Source organism: Geomicrobium sp. JCM 19038 (genome assembly GCF_000698125.1).
Taxonomy (GTDB): Bacteria; Bacillota; Bacilli; order Bacillales; family Marinococcaceae; genus Geomicrobium_A.
In genome coordinates, this window is record NZ_BAXA01000003.1 from 1 (window position 1) to 18,163 (window position 18,163).

Annotated in this window: 18 protein-coding genes and 2 pseudogenes; 12 read left to right on the forward strand and 8 right to left on the reverse strand. The window is 40.5% G+C overall.

From position 1 onward, the window contains the following. The 3 genes and pseudogenes from JCM19038_RS24685 to JCM19038_RS24695 form a co-directional block, all read left to right on the forward strand. Positions 1-257 (forward strand): annotated as a pseudogene (locus JCM19038_RS24685) (hypothetical protein); the annotation flags it as partial. 275 nt (positions 258-532) lie between these two features. After that, entirely contained in the window at positions 533-718 is a 186-nt protein-coding gene (locus JCM19038_RS25335) for a hypothetical protein (RefSeq protein ID WP_373902424.1), read from the forward strand. Between the two features lie 176 nt (positions 719-894). Next, positions 895-1,095 (forward strand): hypothetical protein, encoded by a 201-nt coding sequence (locus tag JCM19038_RS24695; RefSeq protein ID WP_304412578.1) that lies wholly within the window; start codon positions 895-897, stop codon positions 1,093-1,095. 128 nt (positions 1,096-1,223) lie between these two features. Here JCM19038_RS24695 and JCM19038_RS04800 read toward each other — a convergent pair whose 3' ends face one another. After that, positions 1,224-1,793: a hypothetical protein gene (locus tag JCM19038_RS04800; protein ID WP_042415219.1), complete on the reverse strand. Its 570-nt coding sequence runs from the start codon at positions 1,791-1,793 to the stop codon at positions 1,224-1,226. 405 nt (positions 1,794-2,198) lie between these two features. On the opposite strand from JCM19038_RS04800, the gene zupT reads away from it, so the two are divergent. Beyond that, positions 2,199-3,014 carry a zinc transporter ZupT gene (gene zupT, locus JCM19038_RS04805; protein ID WP_042415223.1) on the forward strand — a complete coding sequence of 272 codons (816 nt, stop codon included), beginning with the start codon at positions 2,199-2,201 and terminating at the stop codon, positions 3,012-3,014. A 214-nt stretch (positions 3,015-3,228) separates the two neighbouring features. Here zupT and JCM19038_RS04810 read toward each other — a convergent pair whose 3' ends face one another. Further along, entirely contained in the window at positions 3,229-4,653 is a 1,425-nt protein-coding gene (locus JCM19038_RS04810; protein ID WP_042415226.1) for an aldehyde dehydrogenase family protein, read from the reverse strand. 288 nt (positions 4,654-4,941) lie between these two features. On the opposite strand from JCM19038_RS04810, the pseudogene JCM19038_RS04815 reads away from it, so the two are divergent. The 4 genes and pseudogenes from JCM19038_RS04815 to JCM19038_RS04830 all read left to right on the forward strand — a co-directional run bounded on the left by JCM19038_RS04815 (position 4,942) and on the right by JCM19038_RS04830 (position 8,566). Continuing rightward, positions 4,942-5,746: pseudogene (locus tag JCM19038_RS04815) on the forward strand (alpha/beta fold hydrolase). Positions 5,747-5,983: 237 nt separating this feature from the next. After that, complete coding sequence (locus tag JCM19038_RS04820) at positions 5,984-7,537, forward strand: AbgT family transporter (RefSeq protein WP_042415229.1); 1,554 nt, start codon at positions 5,984-5,986, stop codon at positions 7,535-7,537. A gap of 158 nt (positions 7,538-7,695) precedes the next feature. Further along, a complete protein-coding gene (locus JCM19038_RS04825; RefSeq protein WP_152549338.1) occupies positions 7,696-7,878 on the forward strand; it encodes a hypothetical protein in 183 nt (60 codons plus the stop codon). Between the two features lie 85 nt (positions 7,879-7,963). After that, positions 7,964-8,566: a short chain dehydrogenase gene (locus tag JCM19038_RS04830; RefSeq protein ID WP_042415236.1), complete on the forward strand. Its 603-nt coding sequence runs from the start codon at positions 7,964-7,966 to the stop codon at positions 8,564-8,566. A 47-nt stretch (positions 8,567-8,613) separates the two neighbouring features. On the opposite strand, the gene JCM19038_RS04835 is transcribed toward JCM19038_RS04830, so the two are convergent. The 3 genes from JCM19038_RS04835 to JCM19038_RS04845 all read right to left on the reverse strand — a co-directional run bounded on the left by JCM19038_RS04835 (position 8,614) and on the right by JCM19038_RS04845 (position 10,947). Further along, positions 8,614-9,348 carry a DUF6081 family protein gene (locus JCM19038_RS04835; RefSeq protein WP_042415239.1) on the reverse strand — a complete coding sequence of 245 codons (735 nt, stop codon included), beginning with the start codon at positions 9,346-9,348 and terminating at the stop codon, positions 8,614-8,616. 11 nt (positions 9,349-9,359) lie between these two features. Continuing rightward, a complete protein-coding gene (locus tag JCM19038_RS04840) occupies positions 9,360-10,289 on the reverse strand; it encodes a prenyltransferase (RefSeq protein ID WP_042415242.1) in 930 nt (309 codons plus the stop codon). A 112-nt stretch (positions 10,290-10,401) separates the two neighbouring features. Further along, positions 10,402-10,947: a GNAT family N-acetyltransferase gene (locus tag JCM19038_RS04845; RefSeq protein ID WP_042415245.1), complete on the reverse strand. Its 546-nt coding sequence runs from the start codon at positions 10,945-10,947 to the stop codon at positions 10,402-10,404. A 220-nt stretch (positions 10,948-11,167) separates the two neighbouring features. Here JCM19038_RS04845 and htpG point away from each other — a divergent pair, with 220 nt between their 5' ends. Beyond that, positions 11,168-13,027 carry a molecular chaperone HtpG gene (gene htpG, locus JCM19038_RS04850; RefSeq protein WP_042415248.1) on the forward strand — a complete coding sequence of 620 codons (1,860 nt, stop codon included), beginning with the start codon at positions 11,168-11,170 and terminating at the stop codon, positions 13,025-13,027. A 48-nt stretch (positions 13,028-13,075) separates the two neighbouring features. Here htpG and JCM19038_RS04855 read toward each other — a convergent pair whose 3' ends face one another. Beyond that, entirely contained in the window at positions 13,076-13,765 is a 690-nt protein-coding gene (locus tag JCM19038_RS04855) for a radical SAM protein (RefSeq protein WP_307189954.1), read from the reverse strand. A gap of 435 nt (positions 13,766-14,200) precedes the next feature. On the opposite strand from JCM19038_RS04855, the gene JCM19038_RS04860 reads away from it, so the two are divergent. Genes JCM19038_RS04860 through JCM19038_RS20385 form a run of 3 tightly spaced genes read left to right on the forward strand, consistent with a single transcriptional unit; the run spans position 14,201 to position 16,336 of the window. Next, positions 14,201-14,905, forward strand: coding sequence for a response regulator transcription factor (locus tag JCM19038_RS04860; RefSeq protein WP_042415251.1), 705 nt, complete (start codon positions 14,201-14,203; stop codon positions 14,903-14,905). Continuing rightward, the gene (locus tag JCM19038_RS20380; protein WP_052361088.1) at positions 14,889-15,608 is read left to right on the forward strand and encodes a methyl-accepting chemotaxis protein; all 720 of its coding nucleotides are present in this window, start codon (positions 14,889-14,891) and stop codon (positions 15,606-15,608) included. The genes JCM19038_RS04860 and JCM19038_RS20380 overlap by 17 nt, the downstream gene beginning before the upstream one ends. Continuing rightward, positions 15,572-16,336, forward strand: a complete 765-nt coding sequence (locus JCM19038_RS20385) for a cell wall metabolism sensor histidine kinase WalK (RefSeq protein WP_052361089.1) — start codon at positions 15,572-15,574, stop codon at positions 16,334-16,336. The genes JCM19038_RS20380 and JCM19038_RS20385 overlap by 37 nt, the downstream gene beginning before the upstream one ends. 63 nt (positions 16,337-16,399) lie before the next feature. Here JCM19038_RS20385 and JCM19038_RS04870 read toward each other — a convergent pair whose 3' ends face one another. Both JCM19038_RS04870 and JCM19038_RS04875 read right to left on the reverse strand, forming a co-directional pair. After that, positions 16,400-17,743: an MATE family efflux transporter gene (locus tag JCM19038_RS04870; protein WP_042415253.1), complete on the reverse strand. Its 1,344-nt coding sequence runs from the start codon at positions 17,741-17,743 to the stop codon at positions 16,400-16,402. A gap of 86 nt (positions 17,744-17,829) precedes the next feature. Beyond that, positions 17,830-18,009 (reverse strand): CsbD family protein, encoded by a 180-nt coding sequence (locus JCM19038_RS04875; RefSeq protein WP_042359884.1) that lies wholly within the window; start codon positions 18,007-18,009, stop codon positions 17,830-17,832. Between the last annotated feature and the right edge of the window lie 154 nt (positions 18,010-18,163).

An 18,163-nucleotide genomic window follows, 5' to 3' on the forward strand; every position in this document is an offset into this window, starting at 1 on the left:
TGATGCCAGTGGCACCCGTAATGCCCGTAACGCCAGTGGCCCCCGTAGCGCCAGTAGACCCAGTAACGCCAGTGGCCCCCGTAGCGCCAGTAGACCCAGTAACGCCAGTGGCCCCCGTAGCGCCAGTAGATCCAGTATCACCCGTGGCACCTGTAGGTCCCGATACTCCTCCACTTGGGCCAGTGGCCCCCGTATTACCTGTAGACCCAGTAACGCCTTGTGGCCCAGTCGCACCTGCTGCAGCAAGGAGTGTGTAGTCTGGAGAAGTATCTGGCGTTCCAGAAGGAGGAGAAGAGTTAACAAGGTAAGTGCTACCTTGATACGTTACAACTTGCCCGACAGGGTATGTTGGTGCAGTCGTAGGGTTAAACGGGATGGCGCCTTGAAGACCGACACCCGTAGCACCGGTAGGCCCTGTAACACCGGTGCCACCCGTAGCGCCGGTAAGCCCAGTAACGCCAGTGGCCCCGGTAGTGCCAGTAGATCCAGTAACGCCAGTGGCCCCGTAGCGCCGGTAAGCCCAGTAACGCCAGTGGCCCCCGTTGCGCCGGTAGGCCCAGTAACGCCAGTGGCCCCGGTAGTGCCAGTAGATCCAGTATCACCCGTGGCACCTGTAGGTCCCGGTACTCCTCCACTTGGGCCAGTGGCCCCCGTATTACCTGTAGAGCCAGTAACGCCTTGTGGCCCAGTCGCGCCTGCTGCAGCAAGGAGTGTGTAGTCTGGAGAAGTATCTGGCGTTCCAGAAGGAGGAGAAGAGTTAACAAGGTAAGTGCTGCTTGATACGTTACAACTTGCCCGACAAGGTATGTTGGTGCAGTCGTAGGGTCAAATGGGATGGCGCCTTGAAGACCGACACCCGTTGCCCCGGTAGGTCCCGTAGGACCAGTTGGCCCAGTGGCACCAGGAAGTGGAATGGTGATGACTGTGGGTGGTGCTGTTGGGATCGTTGGAATGGTTGGGAGTGTTGGAGAAGTTGGGACACCAGTAGGAATTGTGCCATTACCACCAATGACTCCGGCACCATTTATTAAGTTATTGTTAATTGAAATTCCATTTCGGTTGCGCCGATTTGGATTCCATAAATGTTCAGGTTGATTCACGAAGACACCTCCAAATCAAAGAAAATGGTCAAATCATCGTATGTGATTATCGACTAGGAGGTGAGTTATAAATTATTTTTACTACAAAAAACAGCAAGCGATGTGATCATCGCTTGCTGTAAATTATTGATTTATGCTGTTTTGAACTTCTTCAAGTGACTCGACTGTATCCACGATCCCATTACTGTCAAGAATGACGAAGGAAGGGGTAGTGTCTAAATTAAAAATATCTTTGAAATTCGTTGCTGGCTTTTCTTCTGAAGTGTGGAGATAGTATATTTGCAAGAGGTTATCAGATTGCATAAGTTTTTCTACTTCTTGTTCGTCTACATTTTCCATAGCATCGTCATCACTATACACGATCGCTAAATGATAGCCCTCTTCAGAGGGAGAGTGTTCAGCGATAATTTCTTCGTCCGATTTAGGGTCGTAGATGAGAAAATCCATTTCTACTGGGCTTTCCGTAGCATCATAGTCAGCCATATCGAAGTCGAGTCGTAAACGGTCGCCTTCTTCAATGATTTCTGAATCAATTGGCGTGCCATCATGGTCAATAAAATCTAACTCGTCAGTAATTTCTACTTCAAGTGTACGTAACATCATATCAGTAAAATCTTGTTCAAGCTCCTCTTTGACATACTTTTGATGAGCTGGAGATAAGTCTAGAACAACCGATGACTCAGTCATTTTCATCACATACCTGCAGTCATGTCCTTTGGGTCACCAATATGATTCGTTGCTTCACTGCCTGGTGTTGGATTTGTGCCACAACCAGCCATTAGGACTGCTATGCGACTAATAATTGCCATTTAGTTTTCATAGTAAATCCCTTCTTTTGTTTAGGTTGCTAGGTTTGTCGTTAAAGAAGTTAAAGCGTTACATCGTTTAATATAAACTACATGAAATGCGGTGAAATATAGGGTGTTGTCAATTTCATTCTTTAACGAGTGATATCGTACGATTCAATAGGGTGAGTGGATTTCCCCGGATTTAAAAATAAAAAGGGATTGTTCAAATGAACCATGAAAATTGAGACGAGTATCTTTTGGAATGTTTGACCATAGACTAGACTGAGCAAAGGAAGTGGAGGTCTAGGGGATGGGGGAAGAAGTCTGGATCGCATTTTTATTAACGCTAATGGCAGGCCTTGCAACGGGAATTGGTAGTTTAATTGCTTTTTTTACGTCGACGACAAACACGAAGTTCCTTTCTTGGGCGTTAGGGTTTAGTGCGGGTGTGATGATTTTTATTTCATTTGTAGAGATCTTTCCTAAAGCATTAGAAGCATTAACGAATAGTTCTGGGGTGGAAGCGGGAAAGTGGTTGACCGTTCTAAGTTTTTTCTGCGGTATGCTTTTAATAGCAATCATTGATCGATTTGTACCTAATGAGAAAAACCCCCATGAAGTTAAAAAAGTAGAAGACATGAACCGTACATTACGTGAAGTTCATAAACAACAGCCTGACCTACTGAAAATGGGGACGTTTACGGCACTCGCCATTGCAATTCACAACTTTCCAGAAGGAATAGCAACGTTTGCCTCTGCATTACATGACCCAACTCTTGGTATAGCGATTGCAATTGCAGTTGCCATTCATAATATTCCAGAAGGAATTGCTGTAAGTGTACCGGTATATTACGCAACAGGTAGTAGAAAGAAAGCATTTAAATTGTCCTTTTTGTCAGGGTTAGCAGAACCATTAGGTGCAGTTGTCGCATTTTTATTTTTAATGCCTTATTTGAACGAAATGATGTTTGGATTTATTTTTGCTGCAGTCGCAGGCATTATGGTCTTTATCTCACTAGATGAACTTTTACCTGCAGCGCGTGAATATGATGAAGGCCATTCAACGATTTATGGCGTTGTGTTTGGAATGGCAATTATGGCAGTGAGTATTATTTTGTTCATGTAAATTAAGCTTTTAAAAATGCTCGGCGTTCGGCATATTCAAGACACTTTTCACATACGAGAACCGTCTCCTTTTCAAGAGTAAGGTAGCGTTTCATATGTTGGGTTTTTCCTTTACAAAAGAAACAGCTTTTTCTTTGGAATAAGCGTTTGAACATGATGTTCACCTCATAGTAAAGCCCTTGCAATGAATCATTGCAAGGCTTTATAGTTAATCATTATGATACGCCAACAACTGCTTTAATTTCAAGATATTCTTCGATTCCATATTCGCCCCATTCGCGCCCAACTCCTGATTGCTTGTAACCTCCAAAAGGAGCAGAGAAGTCAGAAGGAGGGTTGTTAATGGAGATACGCCCAGCGCGGATGGAGGAAGCAACTTTTTGTACGGTTTCTTCATCTTCACCTACGACGTAGCCTGCAAGACCGTAAATCGTATCGTTCGCAATTTCAATTGCTTCTTCTAACGTATCATACGTAATAATTGACATGACCGGTCCGAAAATTTCTTCTTGGGCAATCGTCATGTCATTTTTGACGTTTGTGAAAACGGTCGGTTTTACGTAATAGCCTGTTTCAAGGCCTTCTGGTTTACCTGTACCACCTGCAATAAGTTCTGCGCCTTCATCAAGACCTTTTTGAATGTAGTCTTGTACACGATCATATTGCTTTTCGGCAACGAGGGGTCCGTAAAATGTCTTTTCATCTCGAGGGTTTCCAACACTGAACCTAGGAAGTACCCCTTTCAAAGCTTCGATGAACTCGTCGTGTTTTGCTTTAGAGACGAGAGTACGGGTTGCAGCTGTACATACTTGACCAGAGTTTGCAAAAACATTACCAGCAGCAATTTTAGCTGCTTTCTTCATATCGTAATCATCAAGTACGATTAATGGTGATTTACCGCCCAGTTCAAGTGCGACTCGTTTAATCGTTTTCGCTGCATTTTCACTTATTTTTTGTCCGACGGCTCCAGAACCTGTAAAGGATACGAAATCGATATCAGGGTGTGAGCTAATCGCATCGCCTACAGTTTCCCCTGAGCCATTGACGAGGTTGAATACTCCTTTAGGAACACCAGCCGCTTCAAAGACTTCAGTTAAGATGAGTGCAGCATAAGGTGTGAGTTCAGATGGCTTGAGGACGACCGTGCTACCGGCGGCAAATGCACTTGCAAGCTTTGTTGATGTTTGGTTTGTTGGAAAGTTCCACGGCGTAATGAGACCGCTTACACCGATCGCTTCTTTACGAATTAATGTAGGTCCACGCTTTTCGGTAAATTCAAACGTCTCAAGTTCTTTTGCGACTTGTCGGAAATGGGCAAGTCCCATATTATAGTGAACTTTCTCACTCATAATGATCGGAGCACCGAGTTCTTGTGTAATCATTTCAACAAAATCATCTTTACGCTTTTCGTATTCATCTGCAATACGGGTTAATAGTGCAATTCGTTCTTCTTTTGTCGTTTGTGAGAAAGTTGGAAATGCTTTACGAGCTGCTTTTACAGCAAGATCCACATCTTCTTTCGTTCCATTACTAATCGTGCCGATAACTTCTTCAGTGGCAGGGTTTAATACTTCAATTGAATCCGCTCCTGTAGACTTCACCCATTCACCATCAATAAAATGTAAAAGATCAGATCTCATAACAAGCCTTCACTCCTTTTAAGTAATCGTAAACACGTATTCTTCTTCAGTATAGTTCGAATGTAGAGGTGCTGGCTAGCTTTTTATTAAAAAATCTGAATTTATCGGTAAAATATGCTAGCTTTCATTTTACATATACTTAGAATGATGACGTGTAGTTAACGTATCATTTCCGATAATTGTAATGTTAGTCTAAATGATTCTTCCATGTTTGTTTTTCTAGTTTCACAAATGGAAGTTATGGGAATTGCATTAGCAGTAACTAAATACTGGAAAGGCGTGTCTTACATGGGTCACTATATTGAAACGTTCGATCAAACAAAACTATTTGTAGAAGATATTGGAGAAGGAACACCAGTCATCTTCTTGCACGGTTGGCCTGTTAATCACCGTATGTTTGATCACCAAATGGCTGTACTACCAGAAAAAGGGTACCGCTTTATTGGTGTCGATTTAAGAGGTTTCGGTAAATCGGATAAGCTTCATCTGGATATACGTATGACGCACTAGCTGATGATCTTAGAGCCGTGATTGACGAGTTACAATTGGACGATGCAATTTTAGCCGGTTTCTCAATGGGTGGCGCGATTGCCATTCGATATATGGCAAGGCATGAAGGGAAAGGAATTCGTAAACTTGCCTTATTAGGAGCGGCAGCACCCGTATTCACAGAACGCGATGATTTCCAGTTTGGTATTCCAAAAGATAATGTTAATGGGTTAATTGAAGGTGCGTATGAAGATCGAGCAAGATGCTTGAAGACTTCGGAGAGTTGTTCTTTGGTCACGAACCGAGTGAAGCTTACAATCGTTGGTTCCATAGCTTAGCGATGGACGCAAGCCCACATGCAACGATTGCATGTGCAAGAACGTTACGTGATGCGGATCTACGAGACGACTTATCATCAATAGAAGTACCAACCGCAATCTTACACGGTAAGAATGATGAGATTTGTCCCTTTGATTTAGCAGAAGTTATGGAGTCAGGAATTGAAGCAGCTGAAATTGTCCCATTTAACGATAGTGGTCACAGTTTATTCTATGATGAGCGAGAGAAATTCACAGAAGAACTCATTCGTTTCTTTGAAAAATAAAGCGTAGAAGCTATGTAACGTTTCTTTTGTTACGTAGCTTCTTTTTTTATGAACTGATAGCGAACATTTACATACAGATCTTTGGAAAAAATTATTTTTTTAGAATAATAATATCTCGTTGACATTTAGGCACGAAAATTGCATTATTAGTTTTATGGATTTTGAAGTCGACGTTTGTCGGCGAAAATTGTTTGAATTCTTTTGCGATAAGAGATTAGAAAGAGGGCAGTGTTTGTTATGAATGAGGAAACTGAGAAAAAACCTAGAAAAAAAGGGCTTTTTCAACGCTTTTTAGACTTTGTAGAGAAGACGGGAAATAATTTACCACACCCTGTCACATTGTTTGCACTATTGGCGTTAATCGTCATCTTGGCATCTGCAATTGTATCTAGTTTTAATGTTTCTGTTGACGACCCGGTGAACAGTGGGGAGTCTGTTGAAGTTCTCAATTTGTTAAGTGGTGAAGGAATTACTTATATATTTTCGAGTATGGTCGATAACTTTATTAACTTCGCACCACTCGGTGTTGTGTTAGCAACGATGATTGGTATCGGTGTATGTGAACGTACTGGACTAATTAATGCAGGGTTAAAAGCGTTTGTATTATCGATTCCGAACCGTCTTATTACAGCAGGTCTATTGTTTGCGGCTATTATGTCAAGTGTTGCAACTGATGCAGGGTATGTCGTATTGCCCCCTCTAGGAGCGGTCATTTATGCTGCACTTGGTCGACACCCGATCGCTGGTCTTGCTACGGCATTTGCAGGTGTATCTGGTGGCTTTAGTGCCAATTTGATCCTAACATCAATTGATCCGATGCTCGGTCAAATGACGATCAATGCTGCAGCAACTATGGATCCAGCATATGCTGATCAAATGAATGTCGCGATGAACTGGTGGTTCATCATTGCGTCAACCATTTTACTGACGATCGTAGGTACGATCGTTTCTGAGAAAATTGTCGAGCCTAGACTTGGTGAGTATAAAGGAGATTACCGTGGCGATCTTGAGCGTCTAAAGCCAGTCGAGAAAAAAGGACTCCTTTATTCAGTGATTTCTGTTGCCGTAACTGCTGGGGTATTAAGTCTGCTCATTCTACCAGAATGGGGCCCTATGCGAGGGGACGACCCTGAAATGCCAATCGTCATGTCTCCGTTTATGGATTCTCTCGTTGTCTTTATCCTCATCTTGTTCTTAGTACCAGGTATCGTATATGGTATTGTGACGAAAGAAATTCGTAGTGATAAAGATGTTGCTAAGCAAATGTCTGATACGATGGCATCGATGGGTATGTTTATCGTACTAGCATTTACCGCAGGACAGTTTGTTGCTTTCTTTAATGAATCGAACTTAGATCTTGTTCTCGGAATATATGGTGGTGAGTTTTTAACCTCATTGAATATTGATGGATTACCAGTCGTGATCGGTTTTATTATTGTTACGGCAACGTTAAACATGTTTATCGGTTCAGCTTCTGCAAAATGGGCAATGATGGCACCGATTTTCGTACCAATCATGATGCAAACGGGTTATTCGCCTGAGCTTGCTCAAGCTGTTTACCGTGTATCTGATTCTGCAACAAACATGTTAACCCCACTTTTACCATACTTTGCAATGATTATCGCATTTGCTCAAAAGTATGATCGCAAGATGGGAATTGGTACGCTGATATCTACGATGTTCCCGTTCTCTATCTTTTTCCTCATTTCATGGACAATCATGTTAATTGTATGGATGTTCTTAGGGCTAGATCTTGGACCGAATGCACCAATTTATTATGACCCTTCATAAATGACGCTAGAATCAATTGAAAAGCTGTTTAGGGATGATTAATCTCTAAGCAGCTTTTTAGTCGTGTGTTAAGTTCTGTTATTGAATGTGCAACAACGATTAACCATAAAAACGTATGTGTTAAACTAAGGAAAACTGGGAAAGGGAGTAATGTTCGTTTGAATAAATTAAAGTATGCGATGGTTTCTGGGTTTTCATTAGCTGTGATCATATGGTTTTATCAATCATTTCTGTTAATGAACGTACAGATGGGACTCATTGTTTTCTCGTTTGTTTTGATGAGCTTCTTTTCCTATATTGGTTTTTCGATCATGGAATACGCTAAGCGAGATGAATCGTAAGGAACTTTGCATAGGCAAAGAATATTGTTCATAGTTATTTAGGTAACCAGAATAGAAATCGGCGTAGAAGAAAGGTTGAGTGCACATGAGAGTCTTATTGATCGGAGCAAGTGGTACGATCGGTTCTAAGGTCTACGAACGGTTAGAGAAGCAGCATGAAGTGATTCGTGCCGGAAGATCTGGAGCCGACGTGACCGTTGATATTACGGATGAAGAAAGTATTCGAGCAATGTATGACCAAGTCGGAGAAGTTGATGCGGTTATCAATGCTTCAGGTAGGGCCGGATTTGCTCCGCTTGAAGAATTAACTCCTGAAAAAAACGAATTAGGCTTAACGAGCAAGTTAAAAGGTCAAATAAATCTCGTATTGCTCGGAATTCCTTACGTAAAAGATAACGGCAGCTTCACCCTTACGACTGGAGTTATGATGGATGATCCGATCCCACAAGGAGCTTCTGCTGCGATGGCTAACGGCGCTGTGCGGTCTTTTGTGAAAGCATCAGCTATCGAAATGCCAAGAGGTATTCGAATTAACGCAGTAAGTCCTACCGTTTTAGAGGAGTCATATGAGAAGCTTGGTAGCTTCTTTAAAGGTTTCCAGCCAGTTGCTGGGGGAAAAGTGGCTTTAGCGTATAGTAAATCTGCAGAAGGTATGCAAACAGGACAGAATTATGAGGTCTATGAATAGAATTAAATAACAAAAACGGCACCTTCACTAAAAGGTGCCGTTTTTGCTTATTCTTCTTCAGTTGTGATCGTTACAGGAGACCATTCGCCAATAACCGTTTGACCGTGAACACTTACACTGCCGTTTGCAGTAAGGTCTTTTTCAGTCATAATTCCGAGTGCGACTGTGAATTGGTTTAATTTCACTGGTACATTTGTTTCGCGACGTACTTCATGATCGTTAATGTAGAAAATCACTTCGTCATTGAGTTGGTCGTACGTAATTTTGTATAGGTTGAAATCACCTGTTTTAAAGTGGTCCGTTGATTCTTTGAACATGCAGAAATATTTCGTTTGATCGGTGTCAGGAACGTCAACGCCTGGGAATGGAAGAATTCCATAAACCGAAGAGTATTGTTCAGCATTCGTAAAGAAATCAAGCGCTGCACCTGTAGTGAAATCAAGCAAGTTAATGGATACATACCCATCATACAAGTCACCAGGAGTCGTGTCTTTTGTATTTGCTTTAATGCTAAGTTCAAAGCTGATTTTGCCATCTTCAGGTACAATAACAGGTTCTTTTGAGTAGTACATATGCTTAGCATTATCAAGAATTTGGACGTGGTCGTGTGAACGGCTTAGTGGGGCACGAACATAAAGCATGCCGTTTCTTGAGATAACGACCGCATTCGGTTCACGATATTCCCAAAAGCTTCCATCTTGAAGTGGGAAGCCACCAATTCTCCACGTGTTATTTTCATTAATAATGTTATGAAATTCTCCTAGTACTCGTTTCTCTGTCATGATGTTCACCTCTACATTGTAATTATACCACTAATAATTAGCGATAAAGTCATAACTAAGCCAGTACGGATTGTCGCCTTTAATGAAGCGCCCATTAGAACGGCATACTGCTTACTTTCATTTTTGGCTGATAATGTTCCGTAGGTTTTAAATAGTGGGTACGCGGACAATAAAGCGATGAGAGCGTACCAAGGCAACACTTGTCCAACAACAAGAAAAAGCAAAGATAGATAACTTAATCCTGCAAGGAATTTTGAGAAGTTTATTGCTTTCTTCTCACCAAAAATAACGACGAGTGTTTTTTTACCAGCGTTTAGATCGGCTTCCCAATGAAGGAAGTGGTGGTTGTAAAGAATTAATGTCGTTAACAAGCCGATCGGAATACTAATTAAAAAAGCCTCGATATGGAGTGACTCTGTTAGAACATAATACGTTCCAGTCACTGGTAATACACCGAACGCAAGAAAAATAGCAAGCTCACTATACCCCTTACCACGATAGCCGAACTTCAGCGGTGGAGCGACATAAAAGTAAGCAATAAGTCCACCAATTACAGCAAAGAGTAATACGGGCCAACCGACAATAACACTTAAACTAATGCCGGCAAGGAGAGCTATTGCGAAGTACCCCCAAGTGACAAGGGCAAACGTGCGGATGTTTACTTGTCCGTTCGGTAATACACGCGAATTTGTGGATATTGAAGCGGCAGATTCTTCAGCTGCTTGATCAACACCATTCTTAAAATCCCACAAATCGTTAATCATATTGCTAAATAAATGGGCACTAAGTGCACCGATTAGCGTAATAAGAAAAAGACCGAGATGAAACGATTGCGTAAACGCAAATGCTCCGGACGCACCAATCATAACTGGGAGTACCATAACCGGTAACACTTGTGCTCGAGATACTTTTAACCAAAAGCGTAAAGATGATTGAGCCATTTTATCCTCTCCGAATGAACACTTCCCTTTAAAATATACATGGGATTTGAATGACAAACAATCAATTGAGCTTAGTAGTTTTTTACAAAAACAAGCATAGAGCAAAATTGCTCTATGCTTGAGAAGTAAGTTGAGGAGTGGATTGGAGTTGTTTTCCCATAATAACAAAGGGTTTAATGATTGAAGTTGGGTAATAATGGTCACAAATCAGATCCCAACCGAGTTGCTTATATAGATTTCGATCTTTTTTGTTCGAAAGTTCTAATGTTAAAATCGCTGTTTTATGCCTCACGACATTTGTTATGTGTTCAATTAAATAACGAACGATTTTCTTTCGGCGGATTGTAGGGTGGATCACAATTCCTGTAATGACAAAGCAATGGTGTAGCCATTGATCGTATAAGTCTTTGTTTAACGTCGTTTTATATTGTTCATGATCGTCTTGACCAGGCTTTGATGTATAGCCGTAAATAAATCCGATAAGTTGATCGTTAGCATCCATTACTTTCAAAGCTAAAAAACCTTCATAATGAAAGTGTTGTAAAAGTTCAGCTTGTATCTCATCACATTGTTCTTTTGCATGCGTATGGCGGTAAAGAGAGATTACTGAATGGATTTCTTCTTGTTTGATAATCGCTTTTATATTGAAATGGTTCATTGCATCTCACCTCTTGTAAGAGAGCCTTTCTCCTTACTACTATTATACAAACAAGTTGCACGCATCACGTTAACAATTCAATTAAAGATTAGCAAAAGTCGTAACATAATTGTTAAATGCTTAAGAGAAATGTTGACGCGTTGCACGAGATCTGTAAAATAAAAATAGGTTAGCACTTTACATATAAGAGTGCTAATGGAAATGCGAAGGAGGACTTATCGTGACAAAAATACCTTTCCAAGCTGAGTCACAACGACTATTAGAATTAATGATTAACTCGATCTATACGCATAAAGAAATTTTTCTACGTGAATTAATTTCTAATGCAAGTGATGCAATCGATAAGATGTATTACCGAGCGCTTACAGATGACAACATTACTTTTAACCGTGAGGATTATTACATTCACATTCAACCGAACAAAGAAGAACGTACATTAACGATCACAGACACTGGAATCGGTATGTCACGTGAAGAACTAGAAAACAACCTCGGAACGATTGCCAAAAGTGGTTCACTCGCGTTTAAAAAGGAACAAGAAATTCAAGATGGCCACGACATTATTGGACAATTCGGTGTAGGCTTTTATGCAGCATTTATGATTGCCTCTGAAGTAACTGTTACGAGCCGTTCTGTTGATGAGACACAAGCTTATGCTTGGACTTCAGACGGCACCGATGGTTTCTCAATTAACCCAGTAGACAACGAGACGATCGGTACGACAATTGTCTTGAAGTTAAAAGAAAACAGTGGAGACGAGTCATACGATGAGTATTTGGAAGAACATCGCCTACAAACGATTGTTAAGAAGTACTCTGATTTTATTGGCTATCCAATTACGATGAACGTAACAACTCAACAGCCAAAAGACGAAGAGTCTGATGATATGGTCGAAGTCGTTGAAACAGAGACGATTAACAGTATGATCCCAATTTGGCGTAAAAACAAAAGTGAATTAACGAAAGAAGATTATGAGCAATTTTATCAAGATAAACGTTATGGATTTGATACACCGTTAGATCATGTTCATATTAGTGTTGACGGTGCTGTTCGTTACGATTCCATTCTTTACATTCCAGAAAATGCTCCGTTTGATTATTACTCTAAAGAGTTCGAGAAAGGGTTAGAGCTCTATGCTAACGGTGTGTTGATAATGGAAAAATGCTCTGACTTGTTACCGGATTACTTTAGTTTCGTTAAAGGACTCGTCGATTCAGAAGATCTTTCATTGAACATTTCAAGAGAAATGCTGCAACATGATCGCCAGCTGCAATTGATCGCAAAAAACATCAAGTCAAAAATCAAATCACAATTAAAGACGATGCAAAAAAATGATCGTGAGCGTTACGTGACGTTTTATGAATCATTTGGCCGTCAATTAAAGTTCGGTGTGTATAGCGATTTTGGAATGAACAAAAAGGACTTAGAAGATTTGCTTCTCTTCTATTCATCGCATGAAGAAAAGTATACGTCATTACTTGAGTACATTGATCGTATGCCTGAAGAACAAACAGCAATTTATTATGCAACAGGAGAATCTGTACAACGAATTAAAAAACTTCCACAAACAGAAATGGTAGCAGATAAAGGCTTTGAGATTCTTTATCTTACGGAAGATATTGATGAGTTTGCGATTAAGATGCTTGAGAACTATAAAGAGAAACCGTTCCAATCGGTTTCTAGCGCAGACCTAGATTTTGACGAAGATCAAGAAGAAACGAATGAAGACTATAAAGAACTCTTTGATAAGATGAAAGAGGTTCTAGGTAACAAAGTATCTGATGTTCGTGAATCAAAACGTCTGAAATCACACCCTGTTGTACTTGCTGCGGATGGAGAAATTACGATTGAAATGGAAAAAGTTCTTCAATCGATGCCTGACAATAATCAACAAGTTAAAGCAGATAAAGTGTTAGAGATTAATGCAAAGCATGAAGTATTTACGAAATTGCAGCAAGCGGATGAAGAGACATTGGCTTTGTACACGAACGTATTGTACAACCAAGCCCTCCTAATTGAAGGATTACCGCTTGAAGATCCAGTCGCATTTTCGCAAGACGTGTGTAAAGTCATGATCTAATATAAGGATTAAAAAAGAGCGACCGTTTAATGACGGTTGCTCTTTTCGTTATGTGGGAGGTAGAAAACCTTGTTGGCTGATAAAGAGTTCTTCATCAAGAAACTCTTGCTGAAAGCGGCGTAGCAATTTTTTGTAAGCATCTCTGTCGTACCAATGATGGACATGTTCAGATTCGTATTTGTTTTGAATGTTCAATTGTTTCGTTCGTTTACCGCCACTGCCATCACCCATGAAAAAGTCGTCAATCGTGATTCGGTTCGTATGGTCTCTTAGGATTTTTGGGAAATTTGGTGAGCTTGGTAATAGTGGAGCAATCGCAGCTTGCGTTTGAATACCATTCGCATGAAGTTCTTTAAGAGCTCGTAGTCGCCCTCGGATCGCAGGTGCTTGTGGGGAAAACTGCTTTCGAATTGAATCTTCATCTGTTTCGATTGTAATGCTTATGAGTAAACGGTCCTTTAGTTTTTGGAATAAGTCCAAATCACGAGTAACCATCGGACTTCTCGTTTGAATGAATAGAAAATCAGGTGGGTCTTCAGTAAGTGTTTCTAAGAGATTGCGAGTTAACTCTTCTTTGTATTCAATCGGCTGATAAGGATCAGTACTAGAAGACATAAAAATCGTGACCGGTCCTTTTTGTTTTTCACGTCGTAGTTCTTTTATGAGCAATGACTTAGCATTTGCTTTTACATCAACGTAGTCACCCCACAACTCTTCCCGAAAAAGGGCGATTGGCATTTTCCGTACGTAACAATAAGAACAGCCATATGCACATCCGACATAAGGTTCAGGGTGTGACTGTATCCTTGAAGAAAGCCAGAAGCTTTCGTAAGAATCGTTTTTGCTTGTCTATGCAAAATACTCTTTTCTCGCATGAATGATCACAATCCTTACTGATTTTTAAATACACATCAGAGTGAATCTTAGTGTACTAGAAAAAAGGTAGAGAGTCTCACAAGAACTTCTTGCCTCCTACACATGAACTACAGATGAGCCTTTAATGTAAGAGGTAGATCAACAAAATGCTGCCCCCCAGCATTCTCATTTAGACGATGAAACGTTAAAGAAAGTAAGGCATGTTTAGGAAAGGAGCGGATACGTAGTGAGTACCTTCAGTTAAGGTGCTCACTCTTTTTTTAGATTTAGCACGTAGTGTATAGTAAGAAGTAGATAATGACAGATCAAAGTTGGAGCGTTAAGAACATGAGTAGAATATTAGTAGCTGAAGACGACCTTGAGATTCAAGAAATCGTTAAACAATTTCTAATGGCTAACGGGTATGAAGTGGTAACCGCAGACGACGGACTTAAAGCGTATGAAGCATTTAAGCGCGAACCATTTGATTTATGTATTGTTGATGTAATGATGCCTAATATTGATGGAATCAAACTTGTTCAAATGATTCGCAACACGTCGTTTGTGCCAATTATCATGTTAACGGCATTAGGTGAAGAACAAGATCAAGTCCGTGGTTTTGAGGTAGGGGTAGATGATTACATTACGAAACCCTTCTCCTTTACGATTCTGACTGCTCGTGTTGAAGCGGTATTAAGACGCACGAATCACCATCATGAAAAAGAAAAAGACTATTATGTACACGAAGAATTAAAATTAGACGCTCTAGGTTACCAAGTGTGGGTAAACGATGAGGAAATTAGTTTAACGACGAGAGAGTTTGATATCTTAAAACTGCTAATGGAAAACGAAGGAAAAGTATTGACGAGAGAAACGATCGTTGAGCACGTGTGGGGGTATGAGTACCTTGGAGAAACTCGGATGATCGACACCCACATAAAGAATCTGCGAAAAAAGTTATCAACGGATCGAATTATGACAGTAAAAGGAGTCGGATATAAGTTACATGTTACCGACCATTAAGCATCTTTCACCAAAGCGAATAACAGGTAAAGTTTTTCTCATTACCGCTGTTACACTCGTCACATTAGCACTCGTTTTCTATGCATTGCTGTATTTGTTTTTACCGAGTTTTTATGAACAATACAAAATTCAAGAAGTTGATGAACAGATTGAACGCATCGTCATGCAAGCGAATGAAGAGGAGGCGACGTTTCAAGAAACGTACGAACAGTTAGAAGCGCTTAGTTGGAATCAAAACGTTTACTTTTATTTGTTAGATGAGAATTTTCATCCGCTATTTTCTCTGAATGCCCGTACGTTTGAAATTGAAGACGGGCTCGGCAATCGCACGACAGCCGTTCAACCTCCTACGTTAGAAGGGTTTTTAGAGGGTTATAGTCAAACCGTACCGATCACCATTGAAGGTCGAGCGTTTCATTTGTTCTTTAATGCATCGTTGCAACCTGTCAGTGAAGCAACGGAAGCGTTATTTTTGTTTTTGCCATACATTCTTATTGTAGCAATTATACTATCAATCGGTTGTGCGTACTTCTTCTCGAGACAGATTACGAAACCATTGCTGAAGTTAAATGCGTCAGCTCAATCACTCGCAAGGTTGGACTTTTCGAAAACGATTAAACACGACAGCATGATGAGATTGGAGAGCTATCGAAAAGCATTAATCAAATGTCAAATAACCTTGAAGAAACGTTGCTACAATTGAAATCTGCAAATGAAAAGTTGCAGTCAGACATCGAACGAGAGCGTGAGATTGAAGAACGTAGACGAGAATATTTTTCGGCAGCTTCTCATGAATTAAAGTCACCGATTACGATCTTAAAAGGACAGATGGAAGGAATGATCCATAACATTGGCCCTTATCAAGATCGCGATCACTATTTGAAAAAGTCGTTGAATACAACTGAAGAAATGGAGACGCTCGTACAAAACATGATGCAACTGTCACGATTTGAACGAGACTTGCTCAATCAAAAACAAGTCGAAATTGACCTTGTTCACGTCATTCAAACGACGCTTCATAAGTTGGATTACTTTAGAGAAGAGAAAAACATGACGACGAACGTTACGCTTCCAGACGAGCAAATCGTCATCGGAAATGAAGAGCTCGTCAAACGAATGTTGTATAGCGTCATTCATAACGGATACATGTACTCACCTACTGGAGCAAACCTCACCGTTTCATTGAAAGACTTAGGAGATGAAGCGATTGTCACGATTAACAACGACGGGGTTACGTTAAGCGAAGAGGAAAGAGATATGATTTTTAAACCGTTTTATCGTGTTGAGAAATCAAGGAACCGCCATACTGGTGGAAGCGGTATTGGTTTATATCTCGTTTCACAAATGGCGAAAGCTTTAGATGTACGCTACGAAGTAAGTAGCTCTGAAAATGACGTTACGTTTCGGTTTGCGTTTAAGAAACGTGAATAGAGTTGTGTTATTCGCTTGTTTAAAAATACGTGATAAACAATAGACGAGCCATTCATGGCTCGTCTATTGTTCAGCGAATATTTGTTTTTGATCCCATTTTCCGTAACGAAAGTAAAGATAGGCAAACAGACTACCGATGATTAAGCTGATGCCCATTCCAATGCCGATGCCAACCTCACCGAACCAATGGGAGAATAGTGCAGTTAGTGGATAGCGAAGCACCCAAAATGAGAGGATGTTTAAGATAAGCACTTGGTACATCGCTCCAGAGGCACGTACGATCCCATTCAAAACGAAATTCACACCGAGAAACGGATAGCATAGTGCAACGATTTGCAAATAACGTGTCCCAAAAGCTACTGCTTCTTCGTCTTGTATAAATAGTCTGACCCCTTGCTCCGCAAAAATCACGACAAGTAGAGCGATTGTAAACATAATCGCAAAGTTGTAAAGTACGGCAAGTGTAGCGAGCTTGCGGACACGATCCCAGCTTTGTGCACCGATGTTTTGTCCTGCGATGCTGTTAACCGCAGTTCCTAAAGCCATTGCAGGTAGCATAATTAAACTATCCAGACGTTGAGCGGCACTAAATCCAGCAACAACATCTTCGCCAAACCCAGTAACAACACTTAAAATGGCGGCAACACCGGCTGAGATTACGGCCATTTGTAGTCCAGACGGTATGCCGAGACGAAAGATTAAAGATGCTTCGACTCGTTTAGGTAACGTAGGCAAAGAAAATGGGGCAAGCTGATGTTTAATGACATAAAATAGCCCATAAAAAAATGCGAGCCCTTGAGATGCAATCGTCGCATAAGCGGCGCCCTCAATTCCAAGATTAAACCCTACGATAAACAACGGATCGAAGATAATATTTAGAATCACGGCAATAAGTACAATCTTGAGTGGTGTTTTACTATCACCTAACGCACGAAGAATTGTACTAATAAAGTTGTAACCAAATAAAAAAATAATGCCGATAAAGGTAATTTGTAAGTAAGCGATTGCTTGGTCTATAATCGACTCTGGTGTACCGATGAGTGAAAGGAGCGATTCTGAAAATACATAGCCTGCAATTCCAAACAGAGTCGCGATGACAGCCATGATGACGACAAAAGCATTTAAGTAAGAACGTAATCCATGTTCATTATCTTTGCCTCTTTGTTGCGATAGAATGGTTAAAGAGGCATTGTTCAAGCCAATTACAAAAGACAAGACGGTAAACATTATGGTGCTTGAAATGGCGACGGCACCTAAAGAACTTGCTCCTAGTAAATTTCCGACCCAAAGGCTGTCAGTAATTTGAAAAGAAGACTGAAGCAAGTTCGTAATCATAATCGGACCAGAAAAAAACACGAGCGGTTTAAACAATGGACCTTTAGTGAAATCTTGCTGAGTGTGTTTCATGAAGTATTCCTTTCAAACGTTAAGGCGGTTAATCATCATTATACAAAAAAGAATGCAGCTTTGTCTTGCAAAGCTGCACGTTGAATTTATTTATCCATTTCATGTTTGGCGTTTGCTTTCGTATCTTGCGCTTTTCCTTTTAATTTGTCTGTTTTTCCTTCTGCTTGCATTTTTTTGTTGTTCGTAACTTTTCCTGCAGCGTCTTTTACACTACCTTTCGCTTGGTTACCCATTCCTTTAAGTTTATCCGTCGCTTTATCGCTCATGAAAAACCCCTCCTTGATGTATTAATCTTCTATTCACGAAAATGGAAAGCTTTAAACCTATTTGCTAATAAATGACAAATTTATACAAATACCCTATTCATGTATTCTGATGATTGGTATAATATCGATAAAGAGGTTGACGATTTATGATGGA